Genomic DNA, 13,620 nt, shown 5'->3' with positions numbered 1-13,620 from the left:
CTCGTTTTGTTCTTCGAGCCTGTTTCCAGAGACGATGTAACGCGTTGCAACGGGTGAAAATCTCCGGAAAGCGGCTCGTAATGTTCTGGTTTAACGCTCGCGCCTTTTCTGCCATTCCGCCACACTTCCGCCATGAAAAACGAACATGGCTTTACGCTTATCGAAACCCTTTTCGCCATCTCGCTGGTTGTGATCCTCAGCGCGACGGGTCTTTATGGCTGGGACAGCTGGCAACAGCGGCAGCGGCTCTGGCAGACAGCCTGTCAGGTGCGGGATTACCTGGCGTTCTTACGAAACGACGCAAATCGTCACAACAGCGAGCACAGGATCGCGCTTCATGCTGACGGGAATCAGGCCTGCCTTGTCAGCGCTGTGGTCCCGGGCTGCGACAGCGGCGGCCCGTTCGTGATGAAACCGTTATGGCCGGAGGTCACGCTGAGCGACGTAACGCCTGCGCTGGGATTTTACGGCTTAAGGGATACCGCATGGGCCGGACATATTCGCGTGCAGAGCCGCGCCGGTGCGTGGTGGGTTATTGTCTCAAATGGCGGACGTATCAGGCTGTGTAATGCCGCAGGAGAAAGTCTATGCCAGTAAAACAAAAAGGGTTTTCCCTGCTGGAGGTCCTGATTGCGATGACGATAAGCAGTATTCTGTTACTCAGCACGTCACGTTTTTTACCGGGGCTACAGCGGGGTGTTTTACTGCAATCCGGGCAACGGGAGCTGGAAGATGAGGTGTGGCAACGCCTGCTTGCGATGGGTAAACAGCTCCAGCGAGCAGGATACTGTGCAGGGCATTGCCAGGGGCAGGGGGTGATCATCGGCAGGCAAGGGCGATGTGCAATTGTGCAATGGGATGCAAACAGCAACGGCCAGTGGGATAGCACCGCGTCAGAAAATGACAGCACGGGATTCCGGCTTGAGTCCGGAACGCTCGAAACGCTGCGGGGCGCGACATCCTGTGAAGGTAAGGGATGGGATAAGCTCACTGACCCGGATCGGGTCCTGATAGAGCAGTTTATGGTCACTAAAACCGATCGTGCTGGTTTTGCACCGGTAATCAATGTCGAGCTGCGTGCCCGCCGCAAAGGTGAACTGACCGCACCCTTTTCGGCTCGCCACACCGTAACGGGGTTTAATCTGTGAATCGTCAGCGGGGCATGTCATCGCTGGCGCTGGTCCTGCTATTGCTGGTGCTCGGCACGCTGATCCTCACCGGATTAAACCAGCAGTTGCAAACCTTTAGTACGTTGGTGAATGGCGAGAGTTTGTCTATTCGCCAGCAGGCTGCCTTGCAATCTGCACTGGAGTGGGGACGCGTTCAGGACTGGGCTTTACAGCCAGAGGTTCAGTGCAAACTGACACAAGGTCTGAGGGTCTGTGTAAGGCTGTTTGGGGAGCGTGTTTTGCTTATTGCCGGAAATGACGATCTGTTGCTATGGCGAGGCGGGGATATCGCGGAAGGACAAATACGCTTTTCTGCCCACGGCTGGAGCGACTTCTGCCCCCTTAAGGAAAGTGCGCTATGTCAGTTACCCTGAGCAGACAAAAAGGATTTAGCATGGTTGAGGTTTTGCTGGCAATGATGTTGCTGGTTGTAGTTGTGACGGCGTTATCCGGATATCATCGCGCGCTGGCAGCCCGGTATGCGGCGCTTAGCCAGTATCGCCAGCTATGGCATCATGCGTGGAATCAGTCGCAGATCTCAACATTAACGCTCCCGCCGGGCTGGCAGGTCAGTCGGGGGCAGACAACACAGTCCGGATGTGTCAGCATCACGGTCACACTTATTTCTCCTCTGGGGCGGCAGGGCGCGTTGACGCGTCTGCATTGCCCGGTTAGCCGCTAGTCGGGAGCGTTTATGCTAAGGGTTTACCACTCAAATCGTCTGGATGTGCTGGAAGCACTGATGGAGTATATCGTTGAGCAAGAGCGTCTTGACGATCCATTTGAGCCAGAAATGGTGCTGGTGCAGAGCACCGGTATGGCGCAGTGGCTACAAATGTCCCTTTCGCAGAAGTTTGGCATTGCGGCGAATATCGATTTTCCGCTGCCCGCGAGCTTTATCTGGGAGATGTTTGTACGCGTCCTGCCGGATATTCCTGAGCAGAGTGCCTTCAACAAACAAAGCATGGCCTGGAAACTGATGACGCTGCTGCCGGACATGCTGGCGCATGATGAGTTCGCCATGCTGCGCCACTATCTGAATGACGACACCGACAAGCGCAAACTTTTTCAGCTGGCCTCACGCACTGCTGACCTCTATGACCAGTATCTGGTTTACCGCGCAGAATGGCTGATTCGCTGGGAAGCGGGAGAATTAGTCGATGGGTTACCGGAAGCGCAAATCTGGCAGGCGCCGCTCTGGAAAGCGCTGGTCGAGCATACCGGGCAGCTCGGTCAGCCTAAATGGCACCGTGCTAACTTGTACGATCGCTTTATCTCAATACTCGAGAACACTGCAGAACGGCCAGCCAGTTTGCCGTCACGCGTGTTCATTTGCGGTATCTCCGCGTTGCCGCCTGTCTACCTGAACGCGCTAAAAGCGCTCGGTAAGCACATTGATATCCATATCCTCTTTACCAACCCATGTCGGCACTATTGGGGAGATATTCAGGATCCGCGCTGGCTTTCACGGCTGGTCACCCGCCAGCGTAAACGCCTCTTTGAGGAACGCGCCGTGCCGCTGTTTAAAGACAGTGAAAACGCGGCGCAGCTTTTCGATGAAGAGGGGATTCAGAACCTGCCGAACCCGCTACTTGCCTCGTGGGGCAAGCTAGGGCGCGACTATATTTATCTGCTTTCAGATATCACCTCCTCGGGAGAGGGGGACGTGGACGCGTTTGCGGATATTACGCCGGACAGCCTGCTGCACAATATTCAGCTTGATATTCTGGATTTAGAAAACCGTGCCGTGGCCGGGATCACTGCCGAGGAGTTTGCGCGAAGCGATAAGAAGCGAAAACTGGATCCTGACGATCGCAGTATCGCGATCCACGTTTGCCACAGCCCACAGCGTGAAGTTGAAATTCTTCATGACCGCCTGTTGGCCATGTTGCAGGACGACCCAACCCTGACACCCCGCGATATCGTGGTGATGGTGGCGGATATCGACAGCTACAGCCCGTTTATTCAGGCTGTATTTGGCAGCGCAACGGGCGACCGCTATCTTCCCTACGCGATCTCTGACCGCCGTGCTCGTCAGTCACACCCGGCGCTACAGGCCTTTATCAGCCTGCTTTCGCTGCCTGATAGCCGGTTTATCTCTGAGGATGTGCTGGCATTACTGGATGTGCCTGTTCTGGCCGCACGCTTCAGCATTAACGAAGAGGGCTTGCGCTACCTGCGCCAGTGGGTCAACGAATCCGGCGTCCGCTGGGGAATCGACGATGATAACGTCCAGGAGTTTGAGCTGCCCGCGACTGGCCAGCATACCTGGCAGTTTGGCCTGACGCGTATGCTGCTGGGGTATGCGATGGAGAGCATCCACGGCGAATGGAATGACGTGCTGCCGTACGATGAGTCCAGTGGGTTAATTGCGGAACTGGTTGGTCACTTAGCCTCGCTGCTGATGCAGCTCAACCGCTGGCGCCGTGCATTGATGCAGCCCCGTCCACTCGAAGAGTGGCTGCCGATTTGCCGCGAAATGCTAAATGACTTCTTCCTGCCGGACAGCGAAACGGAAGCCGCCATGGCGCTTATCGAGAAGCAGTGGCAGGCCATCGTTGATGAGGGGGTTAATTCGCACTATCACGAGGCGGTTCCCCTTTCGCTTCTGCGTGATGAGCTGACGCAACGTCTCGATCAGGAGCGCATCAGCCAGCGCTTCCTTGCTGGGCCGGTGAATATCTGCACCCTGATGCCGATGCGTTCAATCCCGTTCAAAGTAGTCTGTCTGCTTGGCATGAACGACGGTATTTATCCACGTGCGCTGCCACCCTTGGGCTTTGATCTCATGAGCGCACAGCCGAAGCGGGGCGACCGCAGCCGCCGCGATGATGACCGTTATCTCTTCCTTGAGGCGCTGATGTCTGCGCAAAGCAGGCTTTATATCAGCTATATCGGCCGTTCAATTCAGGACAACAGCGAGCGTTTCCCGTCCGTGCTGGTGCAGGAGCTGGTGGACTACATCGGGCAGAGTCACTATCTGCCGGGCGATGAGGCCTGTAACTGCGACGAAAGCGAACGTCGGGTGAAAGCGCATATTACCTGTCACCATAGCCGTATGCCGTTTGATCCTGTCAATTACGTTCCTGATGAACTGCAAAGCTACGCCCGCGAGTGGCTTCCCGCTGCGAAGAACGCGGGCACACCGCAAACCGATTTCATTCAGGCGCTCGAACCGCGCGCCATAGACACCCTTACGTTTGAGCAGCTGCAGCGCTTTTGGGCCCATCCGGTTCGGGCTTTTTTCCAGCAACGCTTGCAGGTGAACTTCCGCTCGGAAGAGAGCGAAATCCCTGATGCGGAACCGTTTATTCTTGATGGACTGGAGCGTTTTAAGCTTAATTCCCAGCTTTTGAATGCGCTGGTTGACGAAGAAGACGCCAGTAAACTGTTCCGACGTTACAGGGCGTCGGGATTACTGCCGTATGGTGCGTTCGGCGAAATCGTCTGGGATGCCCAGTGTGAGGAGATGCAAGCGCTTGCTGACCGGGTTATCGCGTGTCGGCAACCGGCGAGCAGCATTGAAATTGATCTCGATTGTAACGGTATGCACCTCAGCGGCTGGCTCACGCACGTGCAGTCTGACGGGCTGCTACGCTGGCGCCCATCTATGCTCAGCGTTTCACATGGCCTGCAACTCTGGCTCGAACATCTTGTCTACAGTGCGAGTGGTCACGAAGGCGAAAGCCGGTTGTTTGTACGTAAGGACGGCGAGTGGCGCTTCCCGCCGATGGAGCCTGAGCAGGCGTTGACGAATCTGTCGCTTTATATTGAAGGTTATCGTCAGGGCATGAACAAGCCTCTGCTTCTGCTGCCTGAAAGTGGGGGGGCATGGATAAAAGCCTGTTACGACGCGCAGAATGATGCCATGTTAACGGATGAGGCTTCGCTCCAGAAAGCGCGCAGCAAGTTTTTGCAGGCCTACGAAGGGAACATGATGGTACGTGGCGAGGGCGACGATGTCTGGTATCAACGTTTATGGCGAACGCTGGAGCCAGAATATTTCGACATTATCACGGAAGAGGCGCAACGCTACCTGTTACCGTTGTTCAAATTTAAGCAGTCCTGAGTGCTGTATAAAAATTGCACAGTACGGGGTGTTCATTTATGATGCACCTCTTATCACGGACTGATGTACCCAAAGAAAGAGATGCTGGCGTGTCCAGCACGCACGTTGTTAATGATGTAGCCGTGATAAAGAGGTCGTAATGCCAGGCAGCACCTTGTTCAAAGCGTTTGTTTTGTTTATCGCCCTTTGGGCTCCCGTCACTCAGGCCGATTCCGGTTGGCAACCTGTCCAGGAAACAATCCGTAAGAGCGATAAGGACACCCGTCAGTATCAGGCGATTCGTCTTGATAACGGGATGACCGTGCTGCTGGTTTCCGATCCTCAGGCGGTTAAATCGCTCTCCGCACTGGTTGTGCCGGTCGGATCGCTGGAAGATCCTGATGACCATCCGGGACTGGCGCACTACCTTGAGCACATGACGCTGATGGGGTCTAAAAAATACCCACAGCCTGACAGCCTGTCCGAATTTCTGAAAATGCATGGTGGCAGCCACAACGCCAGCACTGCGCCGTATCGTACCGCGTTTTACCTGGAAGTGGAAAATGATGCGCTTGACGGGGCGGTGGACCGTCTGGCGGATGCCATCGCCGCACCGCTGCTGGATAAAAAATATGCTGACCGGGAACGCAACGCCGTAAACGCCGAACTGACGATGGCGCGCACGCGAGACGGTATGCGCATGGCGCAGGTTAGCGCTGAAACCATCAATCCGGCGCATCCGGGTTCGCGCTTCTCAGGCGGCAACCTTGAAACGCTGAGCGACAAGCCGGGTAGCCCGGTGCTCGATGCGCTGCATGCGTTTCGTGAAAAATACTATTCCGCCAATCTGATGAAAGCGGTTATTTACAGCAATAAACCGTTGCCGACGCTGGCAAACATGGCTGCGCAGACCTATGGCAGGGTGCCAAATAAAAATATCGATCTGCCGCAGATTAACGTGCCGGTTGTCACGGACGCGCAAAAAGGCATTGTTATTCACTATGTGCCGGCCTTGCCGCGCAAGGTGTTACGCGTTGAATTCCGTATTGATAACAACACGGCGCAGTTCCGCAGCAAAACCGACGAGCTGGTGACTTATCTTATCGGTAACCGCAGCCCGGGTACGCTCTCCGACTGGCTGCAAAAGCAGGGGCTGGTGGAAGGTATTCGCGCTGACTCCGATCCCGTCGTAAACGGGAATAGCGGCGTGCTGGCCATCTCCGCGACGCTGACCGATAAAGGGCTGGCTCACCGTGACGACGTCGTTGCGGCCATTTTCAGTTATCTCTCTCTGCTGCGCGACAAAGGCGTCGATAAACGCTACTTCGACGAGCTGGCGCACGTGCTGGATCTCGATTTCCGCTATCCCTCTATTACGCGTGATATGGACTACGTCGAGTGGCTGGCAGATACCATGATCCGCGTGCCGGTGGAACATACGCTGGATGCGGTAAATATTGCCGATCAGTATGACGCCGGGGCGCTCAAAGCGCGTCTGGCGATGATGACTCCGCAGAATGCCCGCGTCTGGTATATCAGCCCGAACGAACCGCATAACAAAATGGCCTACTTCGTTGATGCCCCGTATCAGGTTGAAAAAATCAGCGAACAGACCTTCGCGGGCTGGCAGAAAAAGGCGGGGGAAATTGCGCTGAAGTTACCGGAGCTTAACCCCTACATCCCGGACGATTTCTCGCTGATCAAACCCGCAAAGGCCTATCCGCATCCGGAGCTGATTGTTGATGAGCCGACGCTGCGCGTGGTCTACACCCCAAGCCGCTATTTCGGCGACGAGCCAAAAGCGGATGTCAGCGTAGTGCTGCGTAATCCTAAAGCAATGGACAGCGCCAGAAACCAGGTGCTGTTTGCGCTTAACGATTATCTGGCCGGTATTGCCCTCGATCAGCTCAGCAACCAGGCTGCCGTTGGCGGTATCAGTTTCTCCACCAATGCCAATAACGGCCTGATGGTGAATGCCAACGGCTATACCCAGCGTTTGCCGCAGCTGTTCCAGGCGCTGCTGGACGGTTATTTCAGCTATACGCCTACGGAAGAACAGCTCGAGCAGGCTAAGTCCTGGTATGCCCAGATGATGGATTCTGCCGAGAAGGGTAAAGCCTACGATCAGGCGATTATGCCAGCACAGATGTTGTCCCAAATTCCTTATTTCCAGCGCGAAGATCGCCGCGCGTTATTGCCCTCAGTCACCTTAAAAGAGGTGCTGGCTTACCGTGATTCGCTGAAAACCAATACTCGTCCGGAGTTCCTGGTTGTAGGGAACATGAGCGAAGATCAGGCTAAAACGCTGGCACAAAACGTGCGTACGCAACTGGGTTCAAAAGGCGATGAGTGGTGCCGTAACCAGGATGTGCTGGTAGAGAAAAAGCAGAATGCGATCTTCGAAAAAGCCGGAAGCAGCACGGATTCCGCGCTGGCCGCGGTGTTTGTCCCTGTCGGATATGACGAATTTACCAGCTCTGCCCAGAGTGCGGTGCTCGGTCAAATTATTCAGCCGTGGTTTTACAACCAGCTGCGCACCGAAGAGCAGCTGGGTTATGCGGTATTCGCTTTCTCGATGAATGTGGGCCGTCAGTGGGGGTTGGGCTTCCTTCTGCAAAGCAGCGACAAGCAACCCGCTTACCTGTGGCAACGTTATCAGGCATTCTTCCCGCAGGCGGAAGCAAAACTGCGCGCCATGAAGCCGGAAGAGTTTGCCCAGATCCAGCAGGCGGTTATCGCTCAGGTGATGCAACCGCCGCAGACGCTGGGTGAAGAGGCCTCGCAGCTGAGCAAAGATTTTGATCGCGGTAATATGAAATTTGATTCGCGTGATAAAATAGTGGCCGAAATAAAACAGCTGACGCCACAAAAAGTTGCCGATTTCTTCCATCAGGCGGTAGTAAAACCGCAGGGTATGGCCATCCTGTCTCAGGTTTCTGGCAGCCAGAACGGGAAAACGGACTACGTAAAATCAAAAGAGTGGACCGTCTGGAATAGCGTCAGCGCGCTGCAACAAACTATGCCCTGGAGTAAGAAAGAATGACCCATACCGCTGAGCCGCTTGATCCCCTAAGTTTACCTCTACAGGGTGAGCGACTGATTGAAGCCTCAGCGGGAACGGGAAAAACCTATACCATCGCCGCGCTCTATCTGCGTCTGCTGTTGGGGCTCGGCGGCAACGCCGCTTTTTCGCGCCCGTTAAGCGTGGAAGAGCTGCTGGTGGTAACCTTCACCGAAGCGGCCACTGCCGAGCTGCGTGGCCGTATTCGCAGCAACATTCATGAGCTGCGCATCGCCTGTCTGCGTCAGACGACGGATAACCCCCTCTACGCGAGCCTGCTGGACGAGATTGCGGATAAGCAACAGGCTGCGCAATGGCTGCTGCTGGCCGAACGGCAAATGGATGAAGCGTCCGTCTTCACCATTCACGGTTTTTGTCAGCGCATGCTGAGCCTGAATGCGTTTGAATCCGGCATGCTCTTTGAGCAGCAGCTTATTGAAGATGAATCCGAGCTTCGCTATCAGGCCTGTGCGGATTTCTGGCGTCGTCACTGTTATCCGTTGCAGCGCGACATTGCTGAAGCGGTTCACGCCCTGTGGAAAGGTCCGGAAGAGCTTCTTCGCGCCATCGACCGTTACCTGCAAGGCGAAGCGCCGGTCATTAAATCTCCTCCGCCTGCCGATGAAACGCTGGCCTCGCGCCATGAAAAGATCGTCGCCAAAATTACCGCGCTTAAGCAGAAGTGGAATGAGTCGGTTGGTGAAATTGATGCAATCATCGAAAACTCAGGCATCGACAGACGCAAGTTCAACCGTGGGAACCAGGGGAAGTGGATCGAAAAGATCAGCGCCTGGGCCCATGAGGAGACGCGGGGTTACCAGCTTCCGGACGCACTGGAAAAATTTTCGCAGCGCTTTTTGACCGAGCGAACCAAAGCCGACGGTATTGTGCCTGAGCATCCCCTGTTTGTGGCGATTGAAGCGTTGCTTGCGGAGCCATTAACGCTCAATGATCTGATGATCACCCGCGCCATGACGGAGATCCGCCAGGCCGTCGCGCGCGAAAAACGTCGCCGGGGCGAGCTGGGGTTTGATGACATGCTGAGCCGCCTGGACGAAGCCCTGTCCAGCGAGAATGGTGAAGCGCTCGCCAGCGCGATCCGTACCCGTTTTCCGGTGGCGATGATTGACGAATTTCAGGACACCGACCCCCAGCAGTACCGCATTTTTCGCCGCATCTGGCGACAGCAGCCCGACACTGCCCTGCTGCTGATAGGCGACCCTAAACAGGCCATTTACGCCTTCCGTGGGGCAGATATCTTCACCTATATGAAAGCCCGTAGTGAGGTGGTCGCGCATTACACGTTAGATACCAACTGGCGCTCCGCTCCGGGGATGGTTGAGAGCGTCAATGCGCTGTTCAGCCGTATGGAGACGGCATTCATGTTCAATGAAATCCCTTTCCTGCCGGTGAAATCCGCCCCAAAAAACGCATCCCTGCGCTTCGAAGTCAGCGGTGCGGTACAACCCGCCATGACCTTCTGGCTGCTTGAGGGGGAAGGCTATGGCGTTGCCGATTATCAGGCGGCGATGGCCCAGCACTGCGCCGCGCAAATCCGTGACTGGCTAAGCGCAGGCGCGCGCGGCGAGGCACTACTGTGGAAGGGGGAACAGGCATATCCTGTAAAGGCCTCTGATATTACCGTGCTGGTGCGCAGTCGTCAGGAAGCGGCGTTAATCCGCGATGCGCTAACGTTGCTGGATATTCCGTCAGTGTATCTCTCTAACCGCGACAGCGTGTTCGACACGCTGGAAGCCCAGGAAATGCTCTGGTTGCTTCAGGCGGTGCTGGCGCCGGAGCGCGAAAATACGCTTCGAAGCGCGCTGGCCAGTTCTATGCTGGGGTTGAACGCACGGGATATTGATGAACTCAACCATGACGAAAACGCATGGGATGCGGTGGTAGAAGAGTTTGTCCATTACCGTGAACGCTGGCAAAAGCGCGGCGTCATGGCGATGTTGCGCGAGCTGATGACACGGCGTCAGATTGCCGAAAATATGCTGGCGACATCCGGCGGTGAAAGGCGTCTGACCGATATTTTACACATCAGCGAACTGTTACAGGAAGCGGGTACCCAGCTTGAAAGTGAACATGCCCTTGTGCGCTGGCTGGCGCAGCAAATCGCGGATCCAAACAGTAACTCTTCAAGCCAGCAGATGCGTCTTGAGAGCGATAAGCATCTGGTGCAAATCGTCACCATTCACAAATCCAAAGGTCTCGAATATCCGCTGGTCTGGCTGCCTTTCATCGCGAACTACCGGGTTCAGGATCAGGCCTTTTACCATGACCGCGAGACTTTCGATGCGGTGCTCGATCTCAGCAAGGCGGAGACCAGCGTTGAACTGGCAGAAGCGGAGCGTCTGGCGGAGGATTTGCGCCTGCTTTACGTGGCGCTGACCCGTTCTGTCTGGCATTGCAGCCTGGGCGTCGCCCCGGTTTTCCGCCGTCGCGGGGAGAAAACAGGGGAAAGCGATTTCCATTTAAGCGCGTTAGGGCGGCTTATTCAGCGTGGCGAGCCGAAAGATGCGGCGGGGTTGCGCCTCTGCATTGAGTCGCTCTGCGGTGACGATATCGCGCTGCATATCCCGTCTCTGCCAGACAATAGCCGCTGGCAAATGGCGCAAGAGCCCGCGACCGACCTTAATGCGCGCCAGATCACGCGGGTGCTTGCCGACGACTGGCGCGTCACCAGCTATTCTGGCCTGCAACAGCACGGGCAAAGTATTGCGCTGGATCTCATGCCGAAGCTGGACGTGGATGCCGCAGGGGTGGGTGATATTCCGGTTGAACCGACGTTAACTCCGCATCAGTTCCCACGCGGCGCGTCGCCGGGCACCTTTTTGCACAGCCTCTTTGAAGAGCTTGATTTTACTCAGCCTGTCAGTGAGGAGTGGGTGCTGAAGATGTTACAGAGCGGGGGCTATGACGCGCACTGGCAGCCCGTTCTCACTGACTGGATCAACGCCATTTTGCAGGCGCCGCTGACTGAGCAGGGCTTCGCTCTTCGTCAGCTAACGGCCAGAAATAAACAGGTTGAGATGGAGTTTTATCTGCCTGTCGCAGGCCCGCTTAAGGCCGACGCGCTCGATGCGCTTATCCGTCAGTACGATCCGCTCTCAGCCGGTTGCCCGCCGCTGAACTTCCGTCAAGTGCAGGGCATGCTGAAAGGCTTTATCGACCTGGTCTTCCGTCACGAAGGACGGTACTACCTGCTGGATTACAAATCGAACTGGCTGGGCGAGAACAGCGAAGCCTATACCCAGCAGGCGATGGCGGCAGCCATGCAAATGCATCGCTACGATCTGCAATATCAGCTCTACACGCTAGCGCTGCACCGCTATTTGCGCCACCGTATTGCGGATTACCGCTACGACGATCATTTTGGTGGCGTCATCTACCTCTTCTTGCGCGGGGTCGACGCTGCCGATCCGCGCTCCGGGATCTTCAGCACCCGTCCGGATGCGGAATTGATTAATAAAATGGATAACCTGTTTGCAGCAAACACGGAGGAGATGGCATGACGATGCAGGACTTATTGCTGGAAGCGGTAGAGCAACGCGTGCTGCGTCAGCTGGATGTGCAGTTTGCCATGATGATTGCCGCTGACCAGCCCGCCGTGATGCTTGCCGCTGCCCTATTGAGTAAAGACGCCGGAGAGGGGCATGTGTGTCTGCCGCTCTCGCGTCTGGTTGTTGACGAGAAAATGCCGCCTGTCCTCCAGTCCTGCTTTGCGCTGCTGGGGGAGAGGGTGGACTGGCAGAAAATTTTGCGCGAATCGTCGGCCGTCGGGCCGGGAGAAAACCAGGCGCCGCTGATCCTGACGGGTGAGCGCTTATATCTGAACCGTCTGTGGCGAAACGAACTGACGGTAGCGCGTTTCTTTAGTGAGACCAACGCGCCGCTTCCCTGCGACGAAGCGCAGCTTCGCCAGACACTGGACAGGCTGTTTGACTCCGGTGAGCCTACAGACTGGCAGAAAGTGGCGGCGGCCGTCGCCCTGACGCGGCGGATTTCGGTGATTTCAGGTGGCCCGGGGACCGGGAAAACCACGACCGTCGCAAAGCTGCTGGCAGCCCTGATCCAGCTATCAGGTGAGCAGCGATGTCGTATTCGTCTGGCGGCGCCCACCGGGAAAGCAGCGGCGCGACTGACCGAATCACTGGGCGGTGCGATGCAACAGCTGCCGCTCACTCAGGAGCAGCTTGCGCTTTTCCCGGGTGAAGCGAGTACCCTGCACCGTCTGCTCGGCGCGCAGCCGGGTAGCCAGCGGCTGCGCTACCATGCGGGTAATCCGCTGCATCTGGACGTGCTGGTGGTGGATGAAGCCTCCATGATTGACCTGACCATGATGTCGCGCCTGATCGATGCTCTGCCGCCGCATGCGCGCGTGGTTTTCCTGGGCGATCGCGACCAGCTCGCCTCCGTGGAAGCCGGGGCGGTACTGGGGGATATCTGTACCTACGCCAGCTACGGTTATACCGCCGCGCGGGCGCAGGAGCTTGCCCGCCTGACCGGCTGCTCGCTTGAACCCGATCACTCGCCGGTCGCAGGCGCACTGCGTGACAGCCTGTGCCTGCTGCAAAAAAGCTACCGTTTCGGTAGCGACTCCGGCATCGGCCAGCTGGCTGCGGCGGTCAACCGTGGCGATCGGCATGCCACGCGCACGGTGTTTGACGGCTCTTTCACTGACATTGAAAAGAAATCGCTGCAAAGCGGGGAAGAGTATCAGGCTATGCTTGAGGAGGCTCTCCATGGATACCAGCGTTTTCTGAGCTGCGTGCAGCAGCGCAGTCAGCCCGGGCAGGTCATTGCCGCATTTGGCGAATACCAGCTTCTGTGCGCATTGCGGGAAGGGCCGTTCGGCGTTGCGGGCCTGAATGACAGGCTGGAGCAGTTGCTGGTGCAGAAACGCAAAATTAACCGTCAGCAGCATTCGCGATGGTATGAAGGCCGGCCAGTGATGATCTCCCGCAACGACAGTACGCTGGGGCTGTTCAACGGGGATATCGGTATTGCGCTCGATCGCGGTAACGGTTTGCGCGTCTGGTTCCAGCTACCGGACGGCAGCGTGAAGTCCGTCCAGCCCAGCCGTCTGCCAGAGCATGAAACGGCATGGGCGATGACGGTACACAAGTCTCAGGGCTCAGAGTTCAACCATGCGGCCCTGATCCTGCCGACACAGCTTTCGCCGGTCGTAACCCGTGAGTTGGTCTACACCGCCGTTACCCGTGCGCGCCAGCGTCTGTCGCTGTATGCGGATGAGCGCGTGCTGGGTCAGGCGATTGCCACTCGCACCGAGCGCAGAAGCGGATTAAGCGCGATTTTTGAATCTGTCTGAGTAA

At 56.6% G+C, this 13,620-nt stretch carries 8 protein-coding genes; all 8 read left to right on the top strand.

Annotated features, from left to right (window positions below; all coding sequences use genetic code 11):
* Positions 1-132: 132 nt before the first annotated feature.
* The gene (locus IM282_RS02695) at positions 133-597 is read left to right on the top strand and encodes a prepilin peptidase-dependent protein (RefSeq protein WP_023298512.1); all 465 of its coding nucleotides are present in this window, start codon (positions 133-135) and stop codon (positions 595-597) included.
* Complete coding sequence (locus IM282_RS02690; protein WP_157506775.1) at positions 588-1,148, top strand: prepilin peptidase-dependent protein; 561 nt, start codon at positions 588-590, stop codon at positions 1,146-1,148. Before IM282_RS02695 ends, IM282_RS02690 begins: the two co-directional genes overlap by 10 nt.
* Positions 1,145-1,543, top strand: coding sequence for a DUF2509 family protein (locus tag IM282_RS02685; protein WP_192970091.1), 399 nt, complete (start codon positions 1,145-1,147; stop codon positions 1,541-1,543). The genes IM282_RS02690 and IM282_RS02685 overlap by 4 nt, the downstream gene beginning before the upstream one ends.
* Entirely contained in the window at positions 1,528-1,851 is a 324-nt protein-coding gene (locus IM282_RS02680; protein WP_023298509.1) for a prepilin-type N-terminal cleavage/methylation domain-containing protein, read from the top strand. The genes IM282_RS02685 and IM282_RS02680 overlap by 16 nt, the downstream gene beginning before the upstream one ends.
* A 12-nt stretch (positions 1,852-1,863) precedes the next feature.
* Entirely contained in the window at positions 1,864-5,238 is a 3,375-nt protein-coding gene (gene recC, locus IM282_RS02675; RefSeq protein ID WP_192970090.1) for an exodeoxyribonuclease V subunit gamma, read from the top strand.
* A gap of 139 nt (positions 5,239-5,377) precedes the next feature.
* Complete coding sequence (gene ptrA / locus IM282_RS02670; RefSeq protein ID WP_192970089.1) at positions 5,378-8,260, top strand: pitrilysin; 2,883 nt, start codon at positions 5,378-5,380, stop codon at positions 8,258-8,260.
* Positions 8,257-11,799: an exodeoxyribonuclease V subunit beta gene (gene recB, locus IM282_RS02665; protein ID WP_192970088.1), complete on the top strand. Its 3,543-nt coding sequence runs from the start codon at positions 8,257-8,259 to the stop codon at positions 11,797-11,799. Before ptrA ends, recB begins: the two co-directional genes overlap by 4 nt.
* Positions 11,796-13,616, top strand: a complete 1,821-nt coding sequence (gene recD / locus IM282_RS02660) for an exodeoxyribonuclease V subunit alpha (protein WP_058646258.1) — start codon at positions 11,796-11,798, stop codon at positions 13,614-13,616. Before recB ends, recD begins: the two co-directional genes overlap by 4 nt.
* Positions 13,617-13,620: the final 4 nt, after the last annotated feature.

Source organism: Enterobacter cloacae complex sp. P29RS (genome assembly GCF_014893445.1).
GTDB classification, from domain to species: Bacteria; Pseudomonadota; Gammaproteobacteria; order Enterobacterales; family Enterobacteriaceae; genus Enterobacter; species Enterobacter intestinihominis.
The sequence above is the reverse complement of the archived record's forward strand: the minus strand, read 5'-3'. Positions and strand labels throughout refer to the sequence as shown.

What these genes read in the sequence shown, in the direction of transcription:
- IM282_RS02695 (WP_023298512.1), top strand. Translation starts at nt 133, where the DNA reads ATGAAAAACGAACATGGCTTTACGCTTATCGAAACCCTTTTCGCCATC.
- IM282_RS02690 (WP_157506775.1), top strand. Translation starts at nt 588, where the DNA reads ATGCCAGTAAAACAAAAAGGGTTTTCCCTGCTGGAGGTCCTGATTGCG.
- IM282_RS02680 (WP_023298509.1), top strand. Translation starts at nt 1,528, where the DNA reads ATGTCAGTTACCCTGAGCAGACAAAAAGGATTTAGCATGGTTGAGGTT.
- recC (WP_192970090.1), top strand. Translation starts at nt 1,864, where the DNA reads ATGCTAAGGGTTTACCACTCAAATCGTCTGGATGTGCTGGAAGCACTG.
- ptrA (WP_192970089.1), top strand. Translation starts at nt 5,378, where the DNA reads ATGCCAGGCAGCACCTTGTTCAAAGCGTTTGTTTTGTTTATCGCCCTT.
- recB (WP_192970088.1), top strand. Translation starts at nt 8,257, where the DNA reads ATGACCCATACCGCTGAGCCGCTTGATCCCCTAAGTTTACCTCTACAG.
- recD (WP_058646258.1), top strand. Translation starts at nt 11,796, where the DNA reads ATGACGATGCAGGACTTATTGCTGGAAGCGGTAGAGCAACGCGTGCTG.